General features: G+C 52.0%; 21 protein-coding genes. 12 read left to right on the forward strand and 9 right to left on the reverse strand.

Features of this window, described 5'->3' with window-relative positions; all coding sequences use genetic code 11:
* Positions 1–214: 214 nt before the first annotated feature.
* Positions 215–2,134, reverse strand: coding sequence for a M48 family metalloprotease (locus NEA10_RS19725; protein WP_252663059.1), 1,920 nt, complete (start codon positions 2,132–2,134; stop codon positions 215–217).
* Positions 2,135–2,619: 485 nt separating this feature from the next.
* Positions 2,620–3,126, reverse strand: a complete 507-nt coding sequence (locus NEA10_RS19730) for a GNAT family N-acetyltransferase (RefSeq protein ID WP_252663060.1) — start codon at positions 3,124–3,126, stop codon at positions 2,620–2,622.
* Positions 3,127–3,642: 516 nt separating this feature from the next.
* Between NEA10_RS19730 and NEA10_RS19735 the strand changes: the two genes are divergently transcribed.
* The 3 genes from NEA10_RS19735 (at position 3,643) to NEA10_RS19745 (ending at position 7,720) form a co-directional block, all read left to right on the forward strand.
* On the forward strand, positions 3,643–6,423 hold the full coding sequence (locus tag NEA10_RS19735) for a bifunctional acetate--CoA ligase family protein/GNAT family N-acetyltransferase (RefSeq protein WP_252663061.1): 2,781 nt from the start codon (positions 3,643–3,645) through the stop codon (positions 6,421–6,423).
* A 99-nt stretch (positions 6,424–6,522) separates the two neighbouring features.
* Complete coding sequence (locus NEA10_RS19740) at positions 6,523–7,089, forward strand: Uma2 family endonuclease (RefSeq protein ID WP_252663062.1); 567 nt, start codon at positions 6,523–6,525, stop codon at positions 7,087–7,089.
* A 55-nt stretch (positions 7,090–7,144) separates the two neighbouring features.
* Positions 7,145–7,720, forward strand: a complete 576-nt coding sequence (locus NEA10_RS19745; RefSeq protein ID WP_252663063.1) for a Uma2 family endonuclease — start codon at positions 7,145–7,147, stop codon at positions 7,718–7,720.
* Here NEA10_RS19745 and NEA10_RS19750 read toward each other — a convergent pair.
* Positions 7,696–9,264: an NAD(P)/FAD-dependent oxidoreductase gene (locus NEA10_RS19750; RefSeq protein WP_252663064.1), complete on the reverse strand. Its 1,569-nt coding sequence runs from the start codon at positions 9,262–9,264 to the stop codon at positions 7,696–7,698. The two genes, NEA10_RS19745 and NEA10_RS19750, sit on opposite strands and share 25 nt — an antisense overlap.
* A gap of 317 nt (positions 9,265–9,581) precedes the next feature.
* Here NEA10_RS19750 and NEA10_RS19755 point away from each other — a divergent pair, with 317 nt between their 5' ends.
* From NEA10_RS19755 to NEA10_RS19790, 8 genes are all read left to right on the forward strand, one after another.
* Positions 9,582–11,123, forward strand: a complete 1,542-nt coding sequence (locus NEA10_RS19755) for a hypothetical protein (RefSeq protein ID WP_252663065.1) — start codon at positions 9,582–9,584, stop codon at positions 11,121–11,123.
* Positions 11,124–11,220: 97 nt separating this feature from the next.
* On the forward strand, positions 11,221–12,213 hold the full coding sequence (locus NEA10_RS19760; protein WP_252663066.1) for an MORN repeat-containing protein: 993 nt from the start codon (positions 11,221–11,223) through the stop codon (positions 12,211–12,213).
* An 84-nt stretch (positions 12,214–12,297) separates the two neighbouring features.
* Entirely contained in the window at positions 12,298–12,942 is a 645-nt protein-coding gene (locus tag NEA10_RS19765) for a MotA/TolQ/ExbB proton channel family protein (protein ID WP_252663067.1), read from the forward strand.
* Between the two features lie 36 nt (positions 12,943–12,978).
* A complete protein-coding gene (locus tag NEA10_RS19770) occupies positions 12,979–13,398 on the forward strand; it encodes an ExbD/TolR family protein (RefSeq protein ID WP_252663068.1) in 420 nt (139 codons plus the stop codon).
* Positions 13,399–14,421, forward strand: a complete 1,023-nt coding sequence (locus tag NEA10_RS19775; RefSeq protein ID WP_252663069.1) for a FecCD family ABC transporter permease — start codon at positions 13,399–13,401, stop codon at positions 14,419–14,421.
* 58 nt (positions 14,422–14,479) lie between these two features.
* Positions 14,480–15,310 (forward strand): ABC transporter ATP-binding protein, encoded by an 831-nt coding sequence (locus NEA10_RS19780; RefSeq protein WP_252663070.1) that lies wholly within the window; start codon positions 14,480–14,482, stop codon positions 15,308–15,310.
* Positions 15,311–15,372: 62 nt separating this feature from the next.
* Complete coding sequence (locus NEA10_RS19785; RefSeq protein WP_252663071.1) at positions 15,373–17,760, forward strand: TonB-dependent hemoglobin/transferrin/lactoferrin family receptor; 2,388 nt, start codon at positions 15,373–15,375, stop codon at positions 17,758–17,760.
* Between the two features lies 1 nt (position 17,761).
* Complete coding sequence (locus NEA10_RS19790; protein WP_252663072.1) at positions 17,762–18,673, forward strand: ABC transporter substrate-binding protein; 912 nt, start codon at positions 17,762–17,764, stop codon at positions 18,671–18,673.
* Between the two features lie 75 nt (positions 18,674–18,748).
* Here the strand turns inward: NEA10_RS19790 and NEA10_RS19795 are convergent, their stop codons facing one another.
* From NEA10_RS19795 to NEA10_RS19810, 4 genes are all read right to left on the reverse strand, one after another.
* Positions 18,749–19,021, reverse strand: coding sequence for a hypothetical protein (locus NEA10_RS19795; RefSeq protein ID WP_252663073.1), 273 nt, complete (start codon positions 19,019–19,021; stop codon positions 18,749–18,751).
* Between the two features lie 179 nt (positions 19,022–19,200).
* Entirely contained in the window at positions 19,201–19,848 is a 648-nt protein-coding gene (locus NEA10_RS19800; protein WP_252663074.1) for a HEPN domain-containing protein, read from the reverse strand.
* 94 nt (positions 19,849–19,942) lie between these two features.
* A complete protein-coding gene (locus tag NEA10_RS19805) occupies positions 19,943–21,007 on the reverse strand; it encodes a ParA family protein (RefSeq protein ID WP_252663075.1) in 1,065 nt (354 codons plus the stop codon).
* Between the two features lie 437 nt (positions 21,008–21,444).
* On the reverse strand, positions 21,445–21,744 hold the full coding sequence (locus tag NEA10_RS19810) for a Uma2 family endonuclease (RefSeq protein WP_374111915.1): 300 nt from the start codon (positions 21,742–21,744) through the stop codon (positions 21,445–21,447).
* 88 nt (positions 21,745–21,832) lie between these two features.
* Between NEA10_RS19810 and NEA10_RS19815 the strand changes: the two genes are divergently transcribed.
* Positions 21,833–22,006: a DUF433 domain-containing protein gene (locus NEA10_RS19815; protein WP_252663077.1), complete on the forward strand. Its 174-nt coding sequence runs from the start codon at positions 21,833–21,835 to the stop codon at positions 22,004–22,006.
* A 98-nt stretch (positions 22,007–22,104) separates the two neighbouring features.
* Here NEA10_RS19815 and NEA10_RS19820 read toward each other — a convergent pair whose 3' ends face one another.
* Together NEA10_RS19820 and gcvP are read right to left on the reverse strand one after the other, a co-directional pair.
* Positions 22,105–22,671: a Uma2 family endonuclease gene (locus tag NEA10_RS19820; protein ID WP_252663078.1), complete on the reverse strand. Its 567-nt coding sequence runs from the start codon at positions 22,669–22,671 to the stop codon at positions 22,105–22,107.
* The gene (gene gcvP / locus NEA10_RS19825; protein WP_252663079.1) at positions 22,668–25,718 is read right to left on the reverse strand and encodes an aminomethyl-transferring glycine dehydrogenase; all 3,051 of its coding nucleotides are present in this window, start codon (positions 25,716–25,718) and stop codon (positions 22,668–22,670) included. The genes NEA10_RS19820 and gcvP overlap by 4 nt, the downstream gene beginning before the upstream one ends.
* Positions 25,719–25,781: the final 63 nt, after the last annotated feature.

Below are 25,781 nucleotides of genomic sequence, written 5' to 3' on the forward strand. Positions count from 1 at the left end.
AGCATCGCCAATTTCCCCCAAAGCCTCAGCCGCCTCCCGCGCACATCTTCGTCTGAGTCATTGAGGGCAGTGAGCAACCCCTCAATTCCTGTCTCACTGCCGATTTTCCCCAAAGCCGATGCCGCCCCCTCATCCCGACCCCCCGAAACAGCAGAAAGAAAAAAACCGTAACGCCCCGAAAGACGTTACGGTCAGGAGTCAAACCAACCCCAAATTAGGACAGGCGAGCTTTAATCTGAGCGTGGCGTTCCACTCCTTCAAAGCTATAGCGGTTGTAATTATTCCGCTCAATCAACTCCTCCATATACCGAACCCGAGTTCGCGGCGCGGGGTGGGTTGAGAGATAGGGAATGGCAGGACCCCCACCATGACGTTCCCGCAGGGTTTGCATGAAGTTACGCAGGCCATCGGCCGCATAACCGGCACTGTGAATTACCCGAGTGCCAATAATGTCAGACTGGCGTTCATGTTTACGGCTGTAGTCCAAACTCACTAGAGTTCCCAACAAGTTACCAAAGGGAATTTCCCGAGCCAGGTTAGCCAAGAGGTTATTGGTAACCACCCGTTGGAAGCCGTGAGAGAGAACCGCATGACCCACTTCATGGCCCAGTAACCCCGCCAGTTCTGCTTCTGAGTTAGCCGCTAAAATGGCACCGGTGTTGACGAAGACTTTACCCCCCGGTAGGGCGAAGGCGTTGAGATTATCGTCATCGACCACGAAAAACTCATAGTCAAACTCATCTCGTCCCATATAACGGGCAACATCTTGACCTAACTCGTCCACATAGCCAAGAATTTCTGGGTCATTGACCATCCGCAGTTGACCCTGTAACTGTTGCGAGATTTGGTCCCCGAGGCGTGATTCCCCGGCAATCATTAACTGGGCCAGGTTGATAGCCTGAAACACGGTGGAAGTAGTACGTCCGGTTAAGACCCCCACGGCTAAGCCACCTAATCCCCGTAGGGCGATGTTTTCCCGCAGGCGACCTCGGAACTGGCCGAGATAGCGATCGGCTAGTTCCGTCATCTCTCCAGCTTGGGGATGGTCCGGGTTGACAATGGCAAATTCCCGAGCGGCGATGGAGGCTTCTAGGCGTTGTCCATCGGCTCGTAGGGTTTCGGCGAGCATTCGGGCCAGTTCATAGGACCCGGGGAAGCGAGTGGTGGCTTCTTCTAAGAAGGCGATCGCCTCGTCGGTGTCTCCCTCATCCAGATAACGTTGAGCAATCAGGGTATAGGGCGGTGCAAAGCCGGGGGCCTCTTCAAACAGTAGATCTAATGAGGCTTCAACTTGAGATTCCCGGTCTTCGGCCAGTCCCTCTTGAACATTGTTCCAATAGACGCGCCCGGCTGGGGAGAGTTGATCCTCGGTGATGGCTTCGGCGATTTGAACGGTTCCTTCGGCGGGAAACTCGGGTTTGGCTTGACGATAGAGGCGTTCGGCTTCCCGGAAGTTCCCCTGGAGATGGTAGCGATCGCCTTGGGCCAGCAAGGCTTCCCGTTCACTGAGGGAGGCGGGGGCGCTGACGTTCTGGGGCGCGTTGGGGTCGGGTTTTTGCTGCTGGGCGGTGTAGGTGGGGCCCGCCGGATATACGGCAAGCTGATAGTTGCCCCGGCCACGAGAATCGAGAGCATTGGCCACGATGCGATACGTCCCATTCTCCGGCAGATTCAGCACCAGTTCTGAGTTGGTCTCTCCGGGGCTGCGATCGTCGGTTTCGGCCAAGGGCTGATTATTCGGACCAATGAGAATTAAATAGGTGTCAAATTCTGAACTTTCCAGTCGAATGCGAACCTCCTGCCCGGCATTTCCTGAAAAGTCATAGATATTGTAGCGACTGCCATCTCGTAGCCGGGGACTGCGGTTGGTTAGACGACCCTGTTCTTGGAGAATAGGGCGTTGGGCCAGTTGGCGATCGCCCCCTGAGGATAAAGCGTTGAGGGATTTCTCCCCAGTTGCGCTCATCTCAGGATGAGTTTTGAAGCTAATAGATTTATGAACCACGAGGTCATTGAGCGGCTGGGCAGCCACCGCTCTCTGGCGCAAGAGGGGCAAACTGGGCAAAAATAGGTTTAGGCTTAGGAACAGGCTTGTTCCCAATAGGAAGCACAATAGGGTTCGTAAGGATTTCATAAGGATTAAGATGAAACGATGGCCGATATGGGGGATGGATGGTTGATGGCGATGCTGTATCTATGGGTATTGATGTAAAACTGGGGCAAACTGTTTCGCGATCGCAGACAGTTTGCAAATTGGCTTGATGCAGACTCGTCCAATCTCAACGGAGAGGGCGCGCCACACCAACCCCTGGGACCCTCACTCTTGGAACGATTCCCAGGTACAGATAAACACCATACTACTCTAAACTCCTCGATAGCATAAATAATAAATTTGTCAAGTCTTTGCAGGCATATAAATCCCGTTATCCGGCAAACGTCACAAGATGTTACAAAATTTCAGTGACTCAGCGGTCTTGTCTAACGTTAACAAGGGTTAAATATTCAGAAAAAATATCTTAACCCAAGCTCCTGTGGAAATTGTGGAAAAGTTAAATTTATCTGCTTTTTTTCCTGGCTTTTCTAACTCAGTAACTGTGGAAAAGCTGTGGAAAAGTGGGGTCAACGGCGATTGCCCATCCCCAGTCGATGTCCCAAAATCATCAAATCTCGTTCCACCCCATCGAGTTGAGCAATTCTCGGTAAATAGCCCCATTCCTGGAACTTCGCCTGCTCAAACAGACTCAAACTCGCCAAATTATGAGCAAAAACAAAGGCCAGCAGGGTCTTAAGATCCAACATCGGAGCATTCGCCACCGCCAACTCTAAAAGAAACCGTCCCACCCCTTGCCGCTGATAGTCTGGGTGAATATAAATCGCCAATTCAGCGGTCGCTTCATAGGCCGGCCGACCATAAAATGGGCGAAAACTTAGCCAACCTACCACCCGATGATCTCGTTCCGTGACCCAGATCGGATAGTGTTGGGGAGAATGACCGGCAAACCAAGCCCGGCGACTCTCCACGGACACGGGCGCTAAATCCGCTGTCGCCATTCGCCCCGGGATGGCGGCATTATAAATTCCCACAATGGCAGAAAGGTCGTTCCAGTGAGCATGACGGACATTCATAATCTAGGCTGGGCGCAGGGCATCACCCGTTTTAGGACATCGGTTGTACTGGGGTGAGAGACTTTCAACTTAGGTTCCATCTAGGACTCTCCTAGACCCTCAGCCGCACCCAACTCTCAGACTGGCTCCCTAAGGGCCTTCAGGGGCAGTTTCGGCCATTTTTCAGACTTGTCCCCCATTGATTTGTGATCCGGTACACTACCTTAAATCCAGTATAGCTTTAAAATGTATCAAGTCATACCTACATTTTGCAAGCTATTCTAACCAACATGAAGCAATAGTAAAACTATCTTAAAATTCACGATTATTTCCGGATCTACCGCTACACTGAAGCCAATGGAGACTGATGGCAGATCATGCCTTACCTCTCGGTCACTTGTCCTAGGACGATGGAAGGGCCAATGCCATGATGATAGTGGTTTGACGGGAACTTGTCTGAGTCCTGTACATCCAGTTTATCCGCCCTTGAATTGCCATTGAATCGTCCTAAAAATCGTTGTTTAATGGAGTGTAACTATGGTTACGACAGTCCCCTATAAAACCGATCCCGCCCATGATGTTCTTCGTTCTCAAAGTGATTTACTGCGAGCTATTTTCACCCCTGAAAATGTTGCCGTCATTGGGGCAACGGAAAAGCCCAACAGTGTAGGGCGGACGTTGCTGTGGAACCTGATTAGTCATCCCTTTGGCGGGACGGTGTTCCCCGTCAACCCCAAACGGCCCAGTGTCCTGGGGATTAAAGCCTATCCGGATATTGCCTCAGTCCCCGCCCAAGTCGATTTAGCGGTCATTGCGACCCCCGCCTCCACCGTCCCGGATCTGATTCGCCAATGTGTGGCCGCTGGGGTGCGTGGGGCGATTATCCTCTCGGCGGGATTTAAGGAAGTGGGTGAAGCGGGCCGGGAACTGGAACGGCAAATCATGGAGGCGGCCCGGGGCAAAATGCGGATTGTTGGACCCAACTGTTTGGGGGTGATGAGTCCCTTATCGGGCCTGAATGCCACCTTTGCCGGTTCCATGGCCCGCCCTGGAAGTGTGGGCTTTATTAGCCAGAGTGGGGCCTTATGTACGTCTATTTTAGACTGGAGTTTTCAAGCCAATGTGGGCTTCAGTTCCTTTGTCTCCTTGGGGTCGATGTTAGATGTGGGTTGGGGAGATCTCATCTACTATCTGGGGGATGACCCCCGCACAGAAAGCATTGTCATCTATATGGAGTCCATTGGCGATGCCCGGTCGTTCCTGTCGGCGGCCCGAGAAGTTGCCCTCAGTAAGCCAATTATTGTCATTAAAGCGGGTCGCACTGAGGCGGCGGCTAAGGCGGCGGCGTCCCATACCGGGGCTTTGGCGGGCAGTGATGAGGTCTTAGATGCTGCCTTCCGACGGTCGGGGGTGTTACGAGTCTATCACTTGGCCCATCTGTTCTATATGGCGGAACTGCTGGCCAAACAACCGCGCCCCAAAGGCCCCCGTTTAACCATTTTGACCAATGCGGGGGGTCCGGGGGTTCTCACGACGGATACTCTGATTACGGAAGGAGGGAAACTGGCGGAGTTGGCCCCGGAAACTCTAGACCGTCTTGATGAGATTTTGCCGCCTCAATGGAGTCATGGCAACCCCATTGATATTTTGGGAGATGCTGACCCCGATCGCTATGCTAAAGCGTTACAAGTGGCGGTACAAGATCCTAATAGTGATGGCTTGATTGTGGTCTTAACTCCTCAAGCGATGACTTCTCCCACCGAGACGGCGGAGAAACTGAAAGCTTGTCCCATGGAAGGCCGCCATAAAAAGCCGATTTTTGCCAGTTGGATGGGTGGGGCGGATGTGGAAGCGGGGGCCCGGATTCTCAATCAGGCGAATATCCCCGCCTTCCCTTACCCCGATACGGCGGTGCGGATGTTTAACTATATGTGGCGCTACAGCCGCAATTTGCGCAGTTTGTATGAAACGCCCATGTTGTTGGGGGATGAGGAGGGGGAATCTTCGGGCCGCGATCGCCCCTCGGCCCATGCCATTATCCAACGGGTTCGCGAGGCGGGGCGCACCTTGTTAACGGAGTTTGAGTCCAAGCAACTGCTGGCGAGTTACGATATCCCTATTGTTGAAACTCGTATCGCTAATACAGTAGACGAGGCGATCGCAGCGGCTGAGGAGATGGGCTATCCGGTCGTCTTAAAACTCCTCTCGGAAACCATCACCCATAAAACTGACGTGGGGGGGGTGCAACTGAACCTCAATGACCAAGAGGCGGTTCGCAAAGCCTATCAACGGATTCGCGATCGCGTTAGTGAACTCCATAGCCCCGAGGATTTCCAAGGGGTGACGGTTCAGCCGATGTTGAAACTCGACGGCTATGAGTTGATTATTGGTAGTAGTTTAGATCCCCAGTTTGGTCCGGTATTGCTGTTTGGAACCGGGGGACAGTTGGTGGAGGTGTTCCGCGATCGCGCCCTGGGCCTCCCCCCCCTAAACACCACCCTGGCCCGCCGTCTGATGGAAAACACGAAAATCTATACCGCCCTCAAGGGGGTTCGTGGACGAGATCCCATTGACTTAGTGGCCTTGGAACGACTGCTGGTGCGTTTCTCCTATTTGGTGGTGGAACAGCCCTGGATTAAGGAAATTGAGGTCAATCCCCTCCTAGCGAGTCCAGAACGCTTGATTTCTCTGGATGCACGGGTGGTTCTCCATCCACCGGATACGGATGTGGCCCATTTACCCAAACCGGCGATTCGCCCCTACCCCAGCCAATATGTGGGAGAGTGGACGGTTCGCGATGGACGGGAGGTGACGATTCGCCCCATCCGCCCGGAAGATGAACCGATGGCGGTGAAGTTCCACGAAAGTCTCTCCGATGAAAGTGTCTATCTACGCTACGCCCATGCGTTTAAACTCAGTCGTCGGGTGGCCCATGAACGGCTATCGCGCCTCTGTTTTATTGATTACGATCAGGAAATGGCCCTGATTGCCGACTATCGCAACCCTGAAACGGGAGACCATGAGTTGGTGGGGGTGGCCCGCTTGAGTCTGATTCATGGAACCCGTGATGCGGAGTATTCTCTATTGGTGAGCGATCGCTTCCAGCATCAGGGCTTAGGGACGGAAATGACACGCCGTTCCCTGGAAATTGCCCGCGCCGAAGGGATGGATTTAGTGTTTGCGGAAATTCTCTCGGATAACCGAGCGATGCAACGCATTTCTGAACATCTCGGCTTCACGATTAAACGGGTGTTCGGGGAGTCGATGGTTCGCGCTGAGATGCGCTTAACGGATGTTGAGGTGGATGAGACCTCCTAGGTCGCTTGAATTTGCCTTAGCATAGGGCATAGGGACCAGTCTTGGAACAACAGGCTGGGTCTATGCCCGATTGGTTTTGCTTGGAATTGAGGACTCCCCATGGTGACACCCACACAGGTTTGGACAATTCGTGATCTCGATGCAATGCCCGATGATGGGGGTTGGACTCGCTATGAGATTATTGATGGAGATCTGTTTGTGACTCGCGCCCCTCATTTTCGTCATCAAGGTGTGGCCACTAAGCTTCAGGTTCGCCTAGAAACTTGGTCAGAAAGAACGGGATTGGGAACTACATTTCAAGTCCCAGGGCTGATTTTTAGTCCTCGGGATGCGGTGATTCCTGATTTGGTCTGGATTAGCCAATCTCGCTTAGAGACTGGGGTGGATGCGTCGGGACATTTGACGGTGGCCCCGGAGTTGGTGGTGGAGATTCTCTCTCAAGGGGAAACCAATGAACAGCGCGATCGCGAGGTGAAGTTAAAACTCTATTCTCTATATGGGGTTCAGGAGTATTGGCTGGTGAATTGGTGGCTGAAAACGCTGGAGGTGTATCGTCGTCAGGAGGCCCAACTTCAACGGGTTCAGACGCTGCTAGAGGGCGATCGCCTAACCTCACCCCTCTTTCCTGAGTTCGAGGTGGAAATCGCCTCTATTTTTTCTTCTTAAACGTCAGTTTAGTTAATTGATAAAAGCACTGGTACCTCAACAGGACAACCTACCCATGATAGTAACATCAACGCAACCCTATAGCCCGGCTGACTATCTGGAATTAGAAGAAATAGCCTCAGTTCGCCGTGAATATCGCAATGGAGAGATAATTGAAATGACTGGGGGAACTCCAAATCACAATGAACTTATCCGCGCCTTGACGGTCATTCTAAGTTTGTCCCTGGCGGGAAAACCCTATCGTTTATTTCTGGCGGATCAGCGCCTTTGGGTTCCTCAAGCTAACCTTTATACCTATCCTGATATTCTGGTTCTTCCAACTCCAATTGAACTTCAAGAGGGGCGAAAAGATACCGTTTTAAATCCAGTCTTTATTGCCGAGGTTCTATCCGATTCCACCCGAAACTATGACCGCAGTGAGAAATTTGCAGCCTATCGAACCATTCCTGGTTTTAAGGAGTATCTGCTTGTTGAGCAGTCCAATATGTATGTGGAACAGCATCTCAAACAAAATTCTAATCAGTGGTTGATGACAGAATATCAAGACCCTGAACAGAGTGTTATTTTAGAGTCGTTGGGCGTTGAGTTGAAGTTAAAAGAATTGTATCAAAACCTTGACTTTTCCTCATAATCATTTCCAGATCCGTAATACCAAGCATCGGCCCAACGTCGGAGTTGATAGCCTTGCTGGGGATTGTCAGACTCACGACTCCATTGCGCGATCGCCCGCCCCAGAGGACTCAGGGCTTGATACCCTCCCAACGCGAGATAGTGACGTAGCCAATTGAGTAACGGGGGAATCCCCACTTGAGGAACCACTTTCGCCACCGTTAGAGGACTGGAAATCGAAGTCCGAAATAGGGCTTGGGATAAACTTCCAAATTGAACGACATCTTGTAAAAAAGGCCGTAACACCTCGTCCCCCGCCCCCTCCATGGCTTGAAAGACATCCCCTAAGAGACGATTGATGGCCTGGTCATCGGATACCCGGTCGTTAGCCCCCACCGTCATGGTTTGTTGGAATAGCCAGGTGACGGAGAGATTGGGTTGATAGGGTTGTAGGAGGGCCAGAGATGGGCGATCGAGACAATCAGCGGTTAGGGCCTCACTGATTCCCGCTGTTAGCCGCTGAAGGTGACGTACCATAGCCCCAAAGCCGCCGAAACTCAGGGGGGATTGACTTCCGCTACTGTCGCCAATGGGGAGAAGTCGGGGAAAGGGCGATCGCACGGGGGAGTTGCGATAACTGGGGAACATTCCAAATAAGGCCCGTTTGATGTCGAGTTGATCGAGTTGACATTGTTGATACTCGGGGAGAAGTCGCAGATATTCGTCAAAGAAAAACTCTAAGCTAAAGCGATCGGGATGGGTATCGAGATAGGTAAACAGATAGGTGGTGCGTCCATCTCGGGCCGGGAAGGCTTCCCAGAAATACTGACATTGGTTGAGAATGGGGGTGAAGGAGACGAATAAATCTCCCGTCTCATTTTTAGGATAGCCTTGGGCGCAGGTTCCCACCACCAGACAGACGCTATCAGGCCGTTGCGGACCGCGAATTTGTTGGATAATGGGGGAAAAATGGCCCATTGCATCGAGAAGTAGGCGAGTGGTGAGAACTTGGCCATCTGTGGTCACTCGCACCCCGTCGGGATGAATCTCGGCCCTTTGAAAACTAATCTGTTCCAGGAGGGTTCCCCCAGCAGCGAGAAATTTCTGTTTCAGGATGTCTAGGAGATAGACGGGATCGACGCCGATGTTGAGGATATCCTGGACCCAGATTTCTGGACTTCCGGGAAACGCCACTCGGGCTGGGTTATACTCACTGGCGATCGCCGTCTGCAATTCCTCCGGGGTTAACAATTCCAACTCGACAAAGGTTTGTAGTTCACTACGGGAGATGTTCCATTCTTGGTCACGCCCTTTGAGAACTCCCCGTTCCAAAATGGCTACCCGCCATCCCCGTTGTGCTAAACTCGCCCCCAGGAGGATTCCCAGGGTTGCGCCACAGATGACCACATCCCACTCGCACTCTCCGAGGGGTTGCGGGGATTCCTCAACAACCTGAGGACTGGGGGGAGGGGTTTGGCGCAGTTGACTCCAGCGGCGATCGGCGTTCTGTAAGCCTCGCCAGGGATTACCAGGAATTTGAGTGAGAAGGTCTTGGCTTTGGGACATGGGGGTGGGGGAACTGGGAACTGGTGATGATCACTCTCTTCAGCTTAGGGGAATTTGAGGGACTGACCAGTCCCTTATTGACAAGATATACTAATTAGTACCATAATGAGTCCGGTCTCTTGAGGTGGTTTAAGTCTCTTAGATGCAAACGCCTCTGAGGGTGTGTCAATGTTTGGCTATGGCTGAGCCGTCGGAGATTTGGGAAACTTTATTAAAAATGAGTGGCAATACGTAACAGGGCTTAAGCCAACGGTGAGGTAGAAGGCTTGCTTATGATTAATGACTGATTTTGATGTGTTTATCGAGAAGAGGGCGCGATGCTACAGTACAGCCAGTTAATTGAAGACCAGCGATCGCAGGACGTCCAACGGCTAAAACGGCTGTTGTGGGGCTGTTTGGGGGGGTCGGCGATCGCCCATGGTGTGGTGATCGGCGCTGGGCTATTGACGCGATCGCCCGATCTTCCCCAGGTTCACGCCGATGAACCCCTAGAATTGGTGCTTGTGCAAGAGTTCGCCCTCGCAGCAGTGGACCCTTTAGACTCAACGCCAGACCCAGTTAGCGACAGTTCCCCCCTTGAGGCGAGTCCTCTGGAGGCGGATGTGAATTTCACGCCCGATTTTCCGGCTGAGGTCGCTGATGGGTCAACTCCGGTTGAGAGGAGTCAGGATGTTACGCCAGACCCCCTAGACGAAACTGACCTGACTGAACCGACTTGGGTGGAGGAGTCTCTGGTGAAGGAGTCTATAACGGAAGACCCTCTGGCGCAAGACTCGTTACAGTCGGAGTCCGTCACGGAAGCCGACCCCGAGGATAAGTTGCTAGGGGAAGACTCTCTGGCTGAGGAGTCTCTGGCGCAAGAGTCGGTCGCTGAAGACCCCTTGGCGGTGAACTCGACTGAGACGGGAGAGACTGGGACTGACTCTAGTCTGGCTGATTCTGAGGTTGGGGAAGATGTCCCCCTGGCGGACTCTGGGGAAGGTCAGGATAACCCGTCTGGGGGAACTTCCGTCAACGCCAGCCCGATTACACCGGGGACGATGGCGACGAGACTGTTTAATTCGGGGAGTGAGTCGTTTCAAGGGTCATCCGCAGGGGAGGAGGAGACTCGCGATCGCCCCCAAGCTTTGCGATCGCCTGTAGCCCCCAGTCGCCAAGGTCGGCCCTCTCCTCCCCAAGCCTCCTCTCCCGCTACGTCAGAAACGGGAACGGGAACAGGAGGGGGTTTAGCCTGCGGGGAAGGCTGTGAGGGAACCTATGAAGCGCCTGACTCAGACACAGTGGAACGAAATCCTCTGATTCGCGCCCGTCGCAATGAACGGGGAGAGTTGGAATATGAGTTAATCGAGTCTAGTGGAAGTGACGCCGCTGATCGCGCGGCCTTGGAAACGGCCCGTCAATCTCGGTTTGAGGGCGATCGTGATGAGTTCACGATCCGGGCGCGAGTGGCCCAGAATGAAGAAGAGGCCCAACAATCGCGCGAACGGGTTGAACGACAACGGGAACGGGCCCGACAAGCGGCTGAACCAACTCCCCAACCGGATTCTCAAGAGACGGTGGTTCAGGAGTGGGACAATCCCCCCAGTTCAACGGTGAACTCGGACTGGGAGGAGGAAGTGACCTCGGACCCCTTGGCTAACCCCTTAGTCCAGGAGAACCTTCCCCAGCTAGACGCTACACCCACCTCAGAACCCCTCTATGAAGAACCGGTTTATCAGGAACCCCTCTATGAAGAACCGGTCTATGAGGAACCGGTTTATCAGGAACCCCTCTATGAAGAACCGGTCTATGAAGAACCGGTTTATCAGGAACCCCTCTATGAAGAACCGGTCTATGAAGAACCGATGCAAAAAAAATAGGACCATCCTGACCACCCCTTCAGGAGATGAAGCCTCAGTATCAACGAGTCTGTCAGAGGGTTCATTTTATTCATATTGTTCATTTTCTTGATTGTTCATGCTGCGATCGCCTCTTTTCCTTATTTCTGTACTCAGTCTCAGTTTGGGATTCCCTCAATCCCATCTCGCCCAAGGCGTTGACGAGTCTCCCACCCCTTCCCCCGAGGTGATGGGGGAAACCCGCTGTGAGGGAGAGACGGAGAATGGGGTTTTGCAAGGGCTGGGACGCTGTGACTATGACAACGGCGATCGCTATGAAGGGGGGTTTCGCAACGGCCAACCCCACGGTCAGGGATTGTATGTATTTGCAAATGGCGATCGCTATGAAGGGGAGTTTGACGCGGGTCGTTTTAGCGGGGTAGGAATCTGGGAGTTTGCAGATGGAAGTCGCTATGAGGGGGAGGTCGCGGATAATCAATTCCATGGAAGGGGGCGTTATGTCTCACCCCAGGGCGAGATTTATGAGGGAGATTTCCGAGAGGGGGTTCCTCAAGGTCAGGGACGGTATGAAACCGCTGCTGGAGATGTCTGTGAGGGAGAGGTGGCTGAGGGACAACTCAATGGTCAGGTGGTCTGTGAGTATGGGAATGGAAATCGCTATGAGGGGGAGATGGTCAATGGTCGTCGCCAGGGGGTGGGACGGTATGAATTGGCCAATGGCGATCGCTATCAGGGAGAGTTTGAGGCGGGCCAACCCCACGGGGAAGGGGTTTGGGAGTTTCATGATGGGAGTCGCTATGAGGGTCCCTCGGTGAATGGACGCTTTCAGGGACTGGGAACGTATACGTTTGCAGAGGGGGATGTCTATGAGGGACACTTTGAGGGGGGTCAGATGACTGGGGACGGACAACTGCGATTCGGGAATGGCGATCGCTGTGAGGGAAACTTTCAAGATGGAACCCTTCATGGACAGGTCATCTGCGAGTATGACAATGGTGAACGCTATGAGGGAGAGTTTCGCGATGGAGTGAAACATGGCTTGGGGGTTTATACCCTGGAAGATGGAACTCAAGTTGAGGGTCGTTGGCTTGAAGGGGAATTCCAGGAATGAGGCTTCTGTCCCTCCAGTCTGGGGAATGGCATCTCGTTTTGAGTGAGAATTGAGTTAACGTGGTTGGTTGAGGTGACCCAAAAAATGATGAATTTAAATATCTTGACATCGAGTGGTATTGTTGCCATTCCGTTGCTGATTTTTTCTGTATTATCTCTAGCGTTAATTGCTGAACGCTGCTATTTTTGGATTCAAATTTTGCGACAACAAAACCGAATTATTAAAAAGGTGTTTCGGTTAATCGAATCCGATTGGTATTCGGCAATTAAACTGCTAAAAAATAACCTCAAATTTCCCATGTGTCGAATCTTCCTGGAGGCGTTGGAGTTAGACGACCCAACCATTGAGGAGTTTCAAATTGCTCTAGAAACTGCCGCCCGTGCTGAAGTTCCGGTGTTACGTCGCTTTAATACTGTGTTTGATACCATTGTTGCTGTTGCGCCCTTATTGGGACTCTTGGGAACGGTGTTAGGGTTGATGACCTCCTTTGCCTCCTTGCAGTTAGGAGATGTGACCCAAAGCGACACCATTGGGGTGACGGGGGGGATTAGTGAAGCCCTCGGGTCAACGGTGTTAGGTTTGGTGGTGGCGATTTTTACGCTGCTCTTTTCCAATACGTTTCGGAGTTTTTACCGTCGTCAAATGTCTCTCATTGAAGAATATTCCGGTCGCCTAGAGTTACAATTTAGGAAGTTAAAGACAAAACCCAGTTTATCCATGAAGAATTAGCTGATGTTATCCATAATTTTTTAGCGATATTGAGCCATGAAACTACTTGACGACGACCCAGATATTCCCGCGCAAATCAACATTGTCTCTGCTATTGATGTGATTTTCGCTATTTTAGCCTTCTTTATTATCTCCAGTTTATTTCTCACCCGCAACGAAGGCTTACCGGTTAACTTACCCCAAGCCCAGAGTTCTCAAGTGCAACAGGAGACCCGCATCACCGTCTCTGTGACGGCTGAGGGAGAGATTCGCGTTGATGAGGATGGGGTGACCCTAGAGACCTTACAAGACCAGGTTAGACAACAAATGGCGGCGGCGGACACCAGCTTAGTGGTGTTGAACGCCGATGAAGCGATTCCCCATGGTCAGGCGATCGCCATTATGGATCGCTTACGTCAAATCGAAAACCTGCGCCTGGCCATCGCCACCCAGTCCCACCGTAACCCATCTGAGTAAATGACATCCCCCCTGAGTTACCCGGCCCAATCTCCTCAGATTCACTATTCTCGGGTGTTCTTAGTCACCCTGGCGTTACTGGGCCTCCTGGTGGGGGCGATCGCCCTGTCTTTGGTGAAGGGAACCGTCTCTCTCACCCCCAGCGAACTGACGGATGCGTTACTCCGTCGTGGAGGCCTGACTCAGCAAATTATCATCTGGGAGTTACGCCTCCCCCGTATCGTCGCGGCGGCCTTGGTGGGGAGTTCCTTGGGGTTAGCTGGGGGTCTGATGCAAGGATTATTACGGAATAGTCTCGCCACGCCCTATCTATTGGGGGTGTCCGCTGGGGCGGGGTTGGTGGCGGCCAGTCTGATTGTTTTGGGGGTGAGTGCGGTCTATATCCCGGCGGGGGCCTGGTTTGGGGCGATTGGGGCGGCCCTGTTGGTGTATGGGTTGGCCTGGAGTGGGGGACAAATCGCCATTGATCGCCTGATTCTAGGGGGAGTCGCCCTTAATTCCCTGTTGGGGGCCTTGCAAACCACCCTGATTGTTCTTAGTGATGATAGCCAAATTCAACAGGCCTTTAATTGGTTGGTGGGGAGTCTCAATGGTCGCGGTTGGTCGGAGGTGAACGCCGCCGCCCCCTATTTATTACTGGCGTTGCTGGCGGGCTGTCTGTCGGGACGATTACTCAATTTGTTGAACTTGGGCGATGATATGGCGGTGGGTTTGGGGCTGTCCTTGGGGCGATCGCGTCTCCTCATTGGCGCAACGGCGACCCTCTTGGCGGCGGGGGCGGCGAGTATTGGCGGCTTGATTGGCTTTGTGGGGTTGATTGTTCCCCATGGGGTGCGCCTGTTGGTGGGGTCAGACCATCGTTTGAGTTTACCGCTGTCGGCCCTGGGAGGGGCGATCGTCCTGATTCTCGCCGATTGGTTCGCCCGGTTGGGGGCCATTGAACTCCCGGTTGGGGCGGTGATGGCCCTGATGGGGTCACCGGTCTTTCTCCTGCTTCTCTATCGCCGCCGAGTTTTAAATTAGCTATTGACATTAGCTTTCATTTAGCTTAATAATACTACCTATCAATAACCGAGGAACCATGCGGGGAACCCCAATCCGTCCATCTCAAACTGGTAAGACTATCCCCATCGCCGCTTCTGACCTGACTGGAGGTTATAGCAAACAGGCGATTATTCGGGATATTTCCTTAACCCTCCATGATAGTGAATGGCTAACCCTAATTGGGGCCAACGGATCCGGGAAATCGACGCTGCTGCGCTTGCTGAGTCGTTTGCTTCCCCGTCAACGGGGCCAGGTGTTTCTGGCGGGAGACTCCCTTGATAGACTCTCGAACCAGGCTGTGGCCCAAAAGTTGGCGGTTCAAACTCAGCAACAGCCTTCTGTTCCTGGAGGGATGACCGTTTGGCAATTGGTGGCGATGGGGCGATCGCCTCATCAACCCTGGTGGCAATGGGACAGTAGCCCAGAAGACCGCTATTGGATTGAAAATGCCCTAGAATCGACGGATTTAAGGGATTTTGCTGAGCGTCCCTTGGTTCAGCTATCGGGGGGTGAACGACAACGGGCGTTTCTGGCCCTGGCGTTGGCCCAAAATCCTCAGGTGTTGTTCCTGGATGAACCCACCACCTTTTTGGATGTTCGCTATCAGTTGGAACTGTTGGAGTTACTGAAACGCCTAAATCGCGATCGCCGTCTCGCCATTGTCACCGTTCTCCATGAAATCAACTTAGCCGCCCGCTATAGTCATCGTCTCGCGTTAATCCAACAGGGGCAAATTTTAGAGATTGGCCCCCCCAAAGACGTGTTAACGCCGGAGAGTCTCAAGCAGGTGTTTGATATCGAAGCCTTAATCCTCGATACCCCTGTTGGCTTACAGGTTTGTCCCTTGCGTCCCGCCCATTCTCACTGAAGACTCCCAAAGTCTGCATCTAAGAATCTGGGTGACGTTTTAGACGTTTGTTGAGAAAAATTATGAATACCCTGAAATGTCCCGTCCTTTTGACTTGCAGCTTATTAGGAATTATTTTAGTTAATGGCTCGAACGCCCAGGCCAGCCATCCTAAAACTCTTGTCAAATCCCTCGATCGTGTGGACCCGGTTCCCCTAACCAAAGAGCGATCGCCCCTTCCTCCCCCCCCAGTCCTGGAGGATGTCCCGCCACAAAACAAACAGGCCCGTCCTCCAGAAGAAGATGAGGAAGAGGACGACGACGACGTTGTCGAAATCACCATCACCGCCACGCGAACCCGTCGTCCCGTACAAACCACTCCCTTGGCCATTGATGTCATCGATGGAAATCGCATCGAACGCGAATCCATCCAAGACATTCGCGATCTCGTCCGCTACACCCCCGGAATTTCCGTGCGGGACAGTTTCCGCTATGGCTTACAAGACTTTAATATTCGGGGATTAGAGGGAAATCGCGTCCTCTTACAAGCCGATGGAATCCGACTTCCTAACCGCTTCCAATTTGGCTTTTTCCAACTCGGTCGAGATTATCTAGATCTCGACAGCGTCAGCCGCGCCGAAATCGTCCGTGGTCCCGCATCGGCTCTGTATGGAAGTGACGCCTTGGGGGGTGTGGTCAGTTTTATCACCCCCACTCCCGGTGAACTCCTGGATATTTTGGGAGAAGACCAGTACAGTCAAATTTCTTTGGGTGGAGATAGCGTCAACCAAGGGGGACGGGCGAATCTGCAATATGCAGGTCGATCAGGGAATGTCGAGTATTCACTCAACTATACTCGTCGCGATAGCCTGGGAACCCGTATCAATAACAATTCCAACCTCATCGACCCTCAAGCCAACACCCGCAACAACATTCTGGGACAGTTGGTTTATAACCTCAACGAACACAGTCATATCCGCCTTTTGGGGGAATTGTTCGATAACCGTCGTGACACCACCGCAACGGCGGAAAACCTCGCCCTCTATGGAATTGAAACCACCCAAAGTTTCACGGAAGACGTGGATACCCAACGGGTTCGAGGGATATTAGCCTATCGCTATGATGACCCCGATGCTGAAGGCTGGCTACAGGGGGTGCAGGTTCGTTTCTATGTCCAAGACTCACAGATTGAGGAACAGACTCGGGAACGGCGGTTGTTGGTCGACCAACGGACTCGGGAATCGACCCCAGTTCAACGGGACACTCGCAATGAATTTATTGATCGCGTCTGGGGGGGCGATGTTCAACTCCAAAGCAATTTCACCACGGGAACCGCGACCCACCAACTGACCTATGGATTCGATATTTCTTCAACTCGTAATGAACGACCGCGCGATCGCACTCAGTTAAACCTCGTCACGGGGGAACGAACTCGGGTCATTCCTCCAGACACCTTTCCCACCAAGGACTTCCCCGATACGGACACCTTTCGCTTAGGGTTGTATGTGCAAAATGAAATCACGTTTGGCGAGAGTGGCTGGAGTCTGATTCCTGGGTTGCGCTATGACTACTACAGCCTCAATCCAGCGGACGACCCGATTTTCGCCCAAAGTGGTTCCGAAGCGGTAGACTTCTCGGATGATGCGTTGAGTCCGAGTCTGGCCATTGGCTATCAACCTAGCCCCAATCTTTTTCTCTATGGTCGCTACTCTCGTGGCTTTCGCGCCCCACTCTACAGTGAAATTAATAGCGGCTTTAGTAACCTAAGTTCCGGCTTTTTCCGCTACCGCACTATTTCTAACCCAGATTTAGAAGCGGAAACGAGCAATAGCTTTGAGTTGGGACTTCGGGCTGGGGGCGATCGCTTTAACTTGGGGTTAACGGGGTTTTATAATAGCTTTGATAATTTCATTGAATCTTTTGCCAGCGTAGGCATTGAACGGGGTCCTGATAACATTCCCATTAACGTCTTCCAGACCCAAAATGTCGCCGAAGCCCGTACCTATGGTTTAGAAGCCTCTGGTGAATATCGCTTTAGTCCTGGATCAGATGGCTTAAGCGCCTTCACACGCCTAGCTTTCACCGTGGGAGATAATCAAACGGATAATGTTCCCCTAGAAACAGTTCCACCCTTTACGGCGTTACTGGGCGTTCGCTATCAGGGTGACGATGACCGCTGGGGACTGCAAACCGTGGCGACCTATGTGGGACGGGCCCGCACCGATAGTCCCAGTCCTGATTTCACCTTTATTGTCCCAGATTCTTATATTCTGGTGGATGTGTTGGGCTATGTTCGGTTTACCCCGAATTTGACCTTAAATGTAGGGGTATTTAATCTGTTTGATGAGGAGTATCAGATTTACAGCGATGTCCGCCAGTTAAATCGCAATGAAAGTCGAGATTTACAGATTTTTGACCGCCTCACTCAACCGGGGCGAAACATCAGTGCATCATTCGTTTGGAGGTTTTAGTATGTTTGGTTTTTTGAGACGGTCTTTAGGCTTGACATGGCTGATTGTTGGCTGTTTGGGAGTTGCTTTAGTGGGGTGTTCTACGGAGGATGTTCCACAAGTGTTAGATAATCCAACTGAGCCAGACTTGAGTCAAGCCTTTCCATCCTCAGTGGAACGGGTGGTGGCGTTGACATCCCTTGCTTCGGACATTCTCTTGGAGTTAGATGAGGGGAAATTGGTCGGAGTCCCGGAGAATCAACTACTCAAAAATGACCCAAGAGCGGCTGATATTGTTCAGATTGGTTTAGGTCAAAATCCTAATTTAGAAACCTTGATTGACCAGCAGCCTGATTTGGTGATTGGGGCAGCGGGAATGCAGGGGCAAATTTTGGCACGTTTGGAAGAATTGGGGATTGAGGTATTAGGGTATGAGTTGAATAGTTTAGAGGATTTAGAGCAATTAACTCGCGAGATTTCCGAAAAAATTGGGGCGAATCCTGAGGTGCTTTTAAGTCGGTATCAGGGGTTTATTCCTGAGGAGTTTTCGGGGTCTTCTGGAGCAGTCCTCTTATTGGTGGGATCGCAGCCAGTGGTCTCTCCCAATCGGGAGAGTTGGGCGGGGGATGTGTTGGCGAATTTGGGACTCAATAATCTTTCAGCACAATGGCAGGGTCAAAGTCCATTTCGGGGCTATGTGACGCTCTCGCCTGAGAAAATTGTTGACGCGAATCCTGAGTCTATTCTCGTGATTGCAACGCCTGGGGATGATGATCCGTTGAGGAGTTTTGAGGCGTTAGGGTTTTGGGATAGTTTGAAGGCGGTTCGGGAGGATCGGGTGTATCTGTTTGATTATTATGGTCTGGTGAATCCTGGGAGTTTAGCTCAAATTGAAGCCACCTATCAGCAGTTAACGGAGGTTTTGGGGGAATAGGAGTTGACTGGGGGGGCGATCGCACGACTCCCCCAGTCTTGTTTGAGGGATGGATGTCCTGACATCCCATTGTCATCAACTGGCGACGGGTTGCGGTGGGAGATCTTCGCTGTCGTCCTCTCCTGAGTCATCGCGAAGTGTGAAGTAATGGTAGAGGTTGGCGATCGCAAAGGGGGAGGCGTCCTTGAGATGTTGAGGGATGAGGGTTCGATGGCCTTCTTTCTGGGCGCGACTAGAAATATGGTTAATACAATCATCCCGTAACTTGGGTTGCAGGGTCAGCCGAATCTGGTCACAGAGGGCGAGGGGATGAGATTTTTGCTTAAAGTTTTTTAAAGTTGAAATCATACCACAGATTCAGACGACTGTTGGGAAGGATTGAGGGACGTCAGCTATTGGGGGGAGTCATCTGAAGCCAGCCGAAAAGGCGATCGCAGGTCAGGGTTAGGGACAGTTTTAATCTCTTGCAGGAGCATCGTATGAAGCCGCCACCGAAAGGTCATCATCACGCCGTCTATCACAAACCCTTAGGGACTGTTCAAGACATGATGAATGGTCTCAACAAGTTTCTGCAAAAAGTCAACAGCCTCCAAGACCAACTCCTCATTAATCTGCCAGCGTGTACCAATTTCATAGGTCGGATTGATATCCGCCTCATGCGCTATCTTATTCCGTCGTTCCACAATTAAACTGAGTTGCTTCTTAATCTCTTGATGAGGCCGTCCCCAAGAATTGCCAACATCTTGCCATAACGGTTTATTAGAAATCAAGCGAATGGCCTCAGCAATCTTATCAGGATGCTGAAAACTCTGATAACCAAGACGTTGGCGAATTTCTAATTCTAGCCATACACTATCCTGTAGCCGCTTGCTCATCGCTTGAGAAATATGAGGAAGTAACTCCCCTAGACGATAAGACCCTTCTAAAAATTCTTCACCTTGACTGACGCGAATTTCATCCTCCAGCCAATCCTCAATCGTTAATAGAGTTAGCCGCTCCTGTTTCACCTCCCCCAAGGGAACTTGAAACCGAGCAAAACCAGAGCGAGAACTGTTGCGGGATGGAGGAGGTTCAGCACGTTGACCTCGATAAATTTCCAACATTGCCAAGGTCACCACTTCATGGACATAGTAATCTAACGCACTCACCGCCAACACGAGCGCAGATCTCAACATATCTGAGAGATCTAAAACCTGAGTCGACTGTGCTTTCAGTGAATCATGAAGTGCAATCAGATCCCGAACACGACTGAGACTAATGTGGAACTGCTCAAGCGCTGACTGCATACGCCTCGGACGTCAGTTGAATCACTTTATCCGCCAAAGCTGAAAACACCTGTCGGAACTCCTCCTGTTTTCTCTGGTTTAGCTCTAAGACCTTTCCCCGTTGCTTCAACTGCTCTGGTGTTAAAGCATAAACTGGAGTGCGATGCTTTTGAGCTAAGGCAATTAAGCTATTAAAATTAGCGATTTTTGTTAGGCAAAAGCTTTCTGCAATGCCCGCTTCCTGATAAGCTCTATCCGGCAGCATGATACCCTGCTGCTTGAAGGCTGGAGCAATTTTTAGGGCCACATCTTCCTCAATACGACTAATCCACTTTTCAAATGCCTTAGTTTCTTTACCTCTGATAATTCGATAATTCTGAACAATAATTCCTAAACATTTTAAATTAACCTCAGGAAAGGGATATGTCGCTTCTTTCAAAATAGAAAGTGAGCTGGCTTTCTTAGCCCAAGCCACCCATTGTGGAATCACTTTGGCTAAAGAGTCAATTGCCATAACTGAAAAGAAATTCGCCGTGGTTGGGACAATAAAAAAGTCACTAATTGTTAATAAGTTTTGGTTAATAGAACCCAAGCTAGAACTCATATCAATCAAAACATAATCCGCCTGAAACCTCTGGGCGGTTTTATCCAATAGATAGTTCATCGCTCCAGGGATATTTCTGAGTGCTTGAACCGAACCACTTAATTGTTGGGCAATTCCCAGAGTTACTTCATATTCAGCCAGACCCACATGACCCGGAAGCAGAAATAAATTGTCCTGACCTTCAACGGGGATACAGTCAACGGGTTCAATGAGTTTAGGCTGTGACTCAAAGGCAGGTGCAAGACTCGTTTTGAGATTCGACTGAGTTTGATAAATCTTGGCAATGCGATTCATCTCATCCTCAGTTTCCTCTCGCAGAACCATTCCTGTTAGATTACACTGTGGGTCGGCATCCACCAGAATAACTCGCTTTCCTTTAGAGGCAAGCATCCAGCCCAAGTTGAAGGTTGTTGTAGTTTTACTAACACCACCTTTATGATTAAAAAGTGCTATTTTTTGAGCCATAGTTCATCAGTTCGCTTGAGACAAATTGTGAATTTAAACTATAAAATAGGCGAACCTACCCCCTCCCAGGAGGGGATTTTTCGCCCCTACAATTTGGTGTCTAATGCAACAAATTACACCCCACTTCTCCTCGTGACTTGGCTCCAGCCGAGTCATGTCTTTGGGGAGGCTCTGCCTCCCGAGTAGGCGGCAGAGCCGCCGGAGTGCGTGTCACGGCTTCAGCCATGACACGAGGAGGAGGATAAAACTAAAGGGGCAAGCAATGCTCACCCCAGTCTAGCACTTACCCCTTCGCGACCGCTTTCACCTTCCCCTCAAGGGAAAGCTGAGCCGGGGAGTGGTGTGGACCCCTCATAGAGGATCGGTTCACGCTGGGGTTGGAAGACGAGGATGGAGCGATCGCTCGGATCGACAAGCCATCTCATTTGACTCCCATACTAAAGACAATGGAGAAGCTTTCCGGCGACGCGGTTGGGACTTTGCTGAGGGGAGAGGATTTCAATCACCCAGTCTGGCGCTTGTTGGACATCATCAACGGGTTCACCCGACGCATCGAAAACAATCCGTTCCCAGGAAAACACCGCGATATCCGGAACGAGGGAGCGATCGCCAAAGGTGCAACGCAGTTCAAAAAAAGCATAGGTCAGTTGAGCGTCCTTAGCCAGGGCGTTAATCCCTTGCAGGAGCTTCGTCTGAAGCCGCGAATGACGCGCCTTTGGCATGGGTTTTTGTATGATTTATCCGTTGATATATTCGCTTTCTGGTTGAGTTGGCGGTAAGTTCAAGAACCCCTTAAGACTGAGCGACTGCTGTTGGCTTTCCGATGTGCTAGATCTGTTTGCAGCGGGTTTAACCGCCGGAGAAATTTTAGAAGAAATGCCAGATCTTGAACCAGATGACCTCAAAGCATCGCTTCTCTATGCCTCAGGAAAACTGAATCACCCAGCAACAAAATCATGGAGTTGGTGCGTTGCGGCAGCTTCTACATTGTCCTCTTAAGTTCCCATAGATTTGGGCTGCAACACACCCTACCGTTTGCAGATAAGCATCAAAATCTGGCTGCCCTAATGGTGTCATGAAGACACCCGTTCAGGATTCTAATCCCCAATCCGTAACTCAAATCCGGGCAACACCCCCTCTCCTGAAACATCCGCTGGCAAATCTCGCACCTCTACCGCCTCCTGAAGACGGTAAATTTCTACCTGTTGCTGCTGCGGATTAATCAGCCATCCCAACCGCACCCCCACCTCCTGATATTCCCGCATCTTAGCTCGCAACATCTCCCAAGAATCCGTCGCTGAGCGCAATTCAATTAGGAAATCTGGGACAATGGGGGGAAATTTGCGGCGCTCCTCGGGCGTTAACCTTAAGTAACGCTCCCGTTGAACCCAAGCCACATCAGGAGAGCGACTGGCCCCATTGGGAAGACGAAAAATGGTCGAGGAACTAAACACATACCCCAATCCCGTTTGACGGTTCCAGATGACCAAATCAGCAATGAACTCAGCTTCTCGGTTGCCACTATCTCCACCCACAGGAGGCATAATAATTAAGTCTCCTTGGGGCGATCGCTCAAACCGCAGTTCATCATGATTACAACAGAGTTGATAAAACTGCTCATCGGTGAACTCAACCCGATCCAACTTTAACTGTAACGGTTTCATTCGTTCTTCCCATCCCCTAAAAACAACTCCATCGGACGGGGATTCACCACCTCCGTCTCCTCAACCACCTCCACCGACTCAACGGTTTCCACGGGGATGTCCCCATAAGCCTCCATCCCCACACAAGAACAGACCAAATTGCGATCGCCAAACGCCGCATCAATCCGGCCCACCGGAACCCAAAACTTGGCCTCCCGACACCAAGCACGGGGATACGCCGCCTGTTCCCGAGAATAAGGACGCTCCCACTCCCCAGACAACAACGACTCCGCCGTGTGGGGGGCATTCTTGAGCAGATTATTCTCCTCATCCACCTCACCCCACTCAATCGCCTCGACTTCCCCACGAATGGCAATCATCGCCTCACAGAAGCGGTCAATCTCCGCCAACGACTCACTCTCCGTCGGTTCCACCATCATCGTCCCCGCCACGGGCCAAGACATCGTCGGCGCATGAAAGCCATAATCCATCAACCGCTTCGCCACATCTTCCACCGTCACCCCCGCCGACTTGCGCAGAGGACGCAAATCCAAAATACATTCATGGGCCACCCGTCCCGACTTGCCCTTATATAACACCGGATACACCCCATCCAAACGCGCTGCCAGATAATTGGCATGGAGAATCGCCAACGTCGTCGCCTCCGTCAGTCCCCGGGCCCCCATCATGGCAATATACATCCAAGAAATGGGCAAAATACTAGCACTCCCCCAAGGGGCCGCCGAAATCGCCCCAATTCCCTGAGGCTGAGGCTGAGACTGGGGAGATACCAGGGAATGACCCGGTAAAAAGGGCAACAGATGAGCCGCCACCCCAATCGGTCCCATTCCCGGCCCCCCGCCGCCATGGGGAATACAGAAGGTTTTATGGAGATTCAGGTGACAAACATCTGCGCCAAAATCCCCCGGACGACATAACCCCACCTGAGCGTTGAGATTGGCCCCATCCAGATACACCTGGCCGCCAAACTCATGAACCATCTCACAGACTTCGACAATACTCTCCTCAAACACCCCATGAGTTGAAGGATAGGTGACCATAATCGCCGCCAACTCAGCCGCGTGTTTCTCAGCCTTGCGCCGTAAATCCTCCAAGTCAATGTTTCCCGACTCATCACAGGCGATCGCCACCACCCTCATCCCACACATCACCGCACTCGCCGGATTGGTTCCATGGGCCGATTGGGGAATCAGACAAACCCGCCGTTGTCCCTCACCTCGCTGGCGATGATAGGCCCGAATCACCTGTAACCCAGCATATTCCCCCTGAGAACCGGCATTGGGTTGCAACGAAACTCCCGCAAACCCGGTAATCTCTCCCAGCCAAGCCTCCAACTGCCGAAACAGCAACTGATAGCCCTGAGTCTGGGATTTCGGCGCAAAGGGGTGAATCTTCGCAAACTCCGGCCAAGTCACCGGCAGCATTTCCGCCGTGGCATTGAGCTTCATCGTACAAGACCCCAAGGGAATCATCGAGGTCGTCAGGGACAAATCCTTGCCCTGAAGACGATGGACATAGCGCAAAAACTCCGTCTCCGAGTGATAGCGATTAAACACCGCCTGCGTCAGATACTCACTCTGGCGGGCCAGAGACGATCCTCCAATCCCATAGGGCGACTGCGCCAGCCGCTCTCGTATCTGCTCTAGGGTAAACGGTAACTCCAGAGAATCGGCAAAAATCTGCCATAAATCCAGTAAATCCGCATCCGTGGTGGTCTCATCCAGACTAATCCCCACCTCCGTCTCACTCACCCGACGCAGATTAATCCCCTGGGCCGCCGCACGGTCAATGATGCGTCGCGCCGACCCCACCTGCACCGTCAGCGTATCAAATAAGGGTCCCTCTCCCAGCCGAAACTTAAGCCGTTTCAGGCCTTCGGCTAACATTACCGCTCGCTGGTGAATCCCCTGGGCAATACGACGCAGCCCCACCGGACCATGATAGACCGCATACATCGACGCCATCACCGCCAGTAACACCTGAGCCGTACAGATATTACTGGTGGCTTTATCACGACGAATATGCTGTTCGCGGGTTTGCAACGCCAGTCGCAGGGCCGGTTGACCGCTACTATCCTTGGACACGCCCACCAAACGCCCCGGTAACTTGCGCTGATAGGTGTCCTTGGTCGCAAAATAAGCCGCATGAGGTCCCCCATACCCCAGAGGAACCCCAAACCGTTGACTACTGCCCACAGCAATATCGGCCCCAAACTCTCCCGGCGGTGTTAACAGGGTCAAACTGAGTAAATCTGCCGCCACTGTAACTAGGGCCTTCTGCTGATGTGCCGCTTCAATAAACTGGCGATAATCACAGACCCCCCCCTTGGTGGTCGGATACTGCAATAACGCCCCAAAAATGGGGGTTTGGAAGTCAAAGGACTGCCAATCTGCCACGATGACCTCAATCCCCAAGGGTTCTGCGCGAGTTTGTACGACTTCAATGGTCTGAGGATGACAGTCAGCGGCCACAAAATAGGTATTACACTTCCCCTTCGACGCGCCCCAACTCAAACTCATCGCTTCCGCCGCCGCCGTGGCTTCATCCAGGAGGGAGGCGTTAGCAATGTCTAACCCCGTCAAGTCAATCACCAGGGTTTGGAAATTGAGGAGAGCTTCCAAACGTCCCTGAGCGATTTCTGCTTGATAGGGAGTGTAGGCGGTGTACCAACCGGGATTTTCGAGGATATTGCGCTGAATCACCGGCGGCGTGATGCAATCATGATAGCCCAGGCCCAGAAAAGAGCGAAAGACTTGGTTCTGTTGGGCGATCGCCCGCAGCTTCTGCAAGGCCGCCGCTTCCGTTAGAGGTTGAGGCAGATTCAGAGGCTGTTTAAGGCGAATTGGCTCGGGGATGATATCGTCAATCAGTTGCCCCAGACTCCCATAACCCAACTCAGACAGCATCTGGGCAATCTCACCAGCCGTTGAACCATTATGACGCCGAGCAAAGTCAAACTCCCCTTGAGAGGATACCTCAGGGGCAGCGGTTCTCGATGGACCCGAACTGGGCTGTTGGGGGTCGGGAGTGATGTTCAAATCCAGCATGATATCTCGTCGAAACAATGAGCAAATTCGCCATAACAGCGAAGGGAGGCGGTAAATCGAGCT

Origin of the sequence: Phormidium yuhuli AB48 (assembly GCF_023983615.1) — a bacterium.
Taxonomy (GTDB): domain Bacteria; phylum Cyanobacteriota; class Cyanobacteriia; order Cyanobacteriales; family Geitlerinemataceae; genus Sodalinema; species Sodalinema yuhuli.

Bases quoted from the DNA above. Each gene is read 5' to 3' on its own strand.
- NEA10_RS19730 (WP_252663060.1), bottom strand. From the start codon at position 3,126: ATGAATGTCCGTCATGCTCACTGGAACGACCTTTCTGCCATTGTGGGA.
- NEA10_RS19820 (WP_252663078.1), bottom strand. From the start codon at position 22,671: ATGAAACCGTTACAGTTAAAGTTGGATCGGGTTGAGTTCACCGATGAG.
- NEA10_RS19770 (WP_252663068.1), top strand. From the start codon at position 12,979: ATGAAACTACTTGACGACGACCCAGATATTCCCGCGCAAATCAACATT.
- NEA10_RS19795 (WP_252663073.1), bottom strand. From the start codon at position 19,021: ATGATTTCAACTTTAAAAAACTTTAAGCAAAAATCTCATCCCCTCGCC.
- NEA10_RS19805 (WP_252663075.1), bottom strand. From the start codon at position 21,007: ATGGCTCAAAAAATAGCACTTTTTAATCATAAAGGTGGTGTTAGTAAA.
- NEA10_RS19725 (WP_252663059.1), bottom strand. From the start codon at position 2,134: ATGAAATCCTTACGAACCCTATTGTGCTTCCTATTGGGAACAAGCCTG.
- NEA10_RS19785 (WP_252663071.1), top strand. From the start codon at position 15,373: ATGAATACCCTGAAATGTCCCGTCCTTTTGACTTGCAGCTTATTAGGA.
- NEA10_RS19735 (WP_252663061.1), top strand. From the start codon at position 3,643: ATGGTTACGACAGTCCCCTATAAAACCGATCCCGCCCATGATGTTCTT.
- NEA10_RS19740 (WP_252663062.1), top strand. From the start codon at position 6,523: ATGGTGACACCCACACAGGTTTGGACAATTCGTGATCTCGATGCAATG.
- NEA10_RS19755 (WP_252663065.1), top strand. From the start codon at position 9,582: ATGCTACAGTACAGCCAGTTAATTGAAGACCAGCGATCGCAGGACGTC.
- NEA10_RS19760 (WP_252663066.1), top strand. From the start codon at position 11,221: ATGCTGCGATCGCCTCTTTTCCTTATTTCTGTACTCAGTCTCAGTTTG.
- gcvP (WP_252663079.1), bottom strand. From the start codon at position 25,718: ATGCTGGATTTGAACATCACTCCCGACCCCCAACAGCCCAGTTCGGGT.
- NEA10_RS19775 (WP_252663069.1), top strand. From the start codon at position 13,399: ATGACATCCCCCCTGAGTTACCCGGCCCAATCTCCTCAGATTCACTAT.
- NEA10_RS19780 (WP_252663070.1), top strand. From the start codon at position 14,480: ATGCGGGGAACCCCAATCCGTCCATCTCAAACTGGTAAGACTATCCCC.
- NEA10_RS19750 (WP_252663064.1), bottom strand. From the start codon at position 9,264: ATGTCCCAAAGCCAAGACCTTCTCACTCAAATTCCTGGTAATCCCTGG.
- NEA10_RS19765 (WP_252663067.1), top strand. From the start codon at position 12,298: ATGATGAATTTAAATATCTTGACATCGAGTGGTATTGTTGCCATTCCG.
- NEA10_RS19790 (WP_252663072.1), top strand. From the start codon at position 17,762: ATGTTTGGTTTTTTGAGACGGTCTTTAGGCTTGACATGGCTGATTGTT.
- NEA10_RS19800 (WP_252663074.1), bottom strand. From the start codon at position 19,848: ATGTTGAGATCTGCGCTCGTGTTGGCGGTGAGTGCGTTAGATTACTAT.
- NEA10_RS19745 (WP_252663063.1), top strand. From the start codon at position 7,145: ATGATAGTAACATCAACGCAACCCTATAGCCCGGCTGACTATCTGGAA.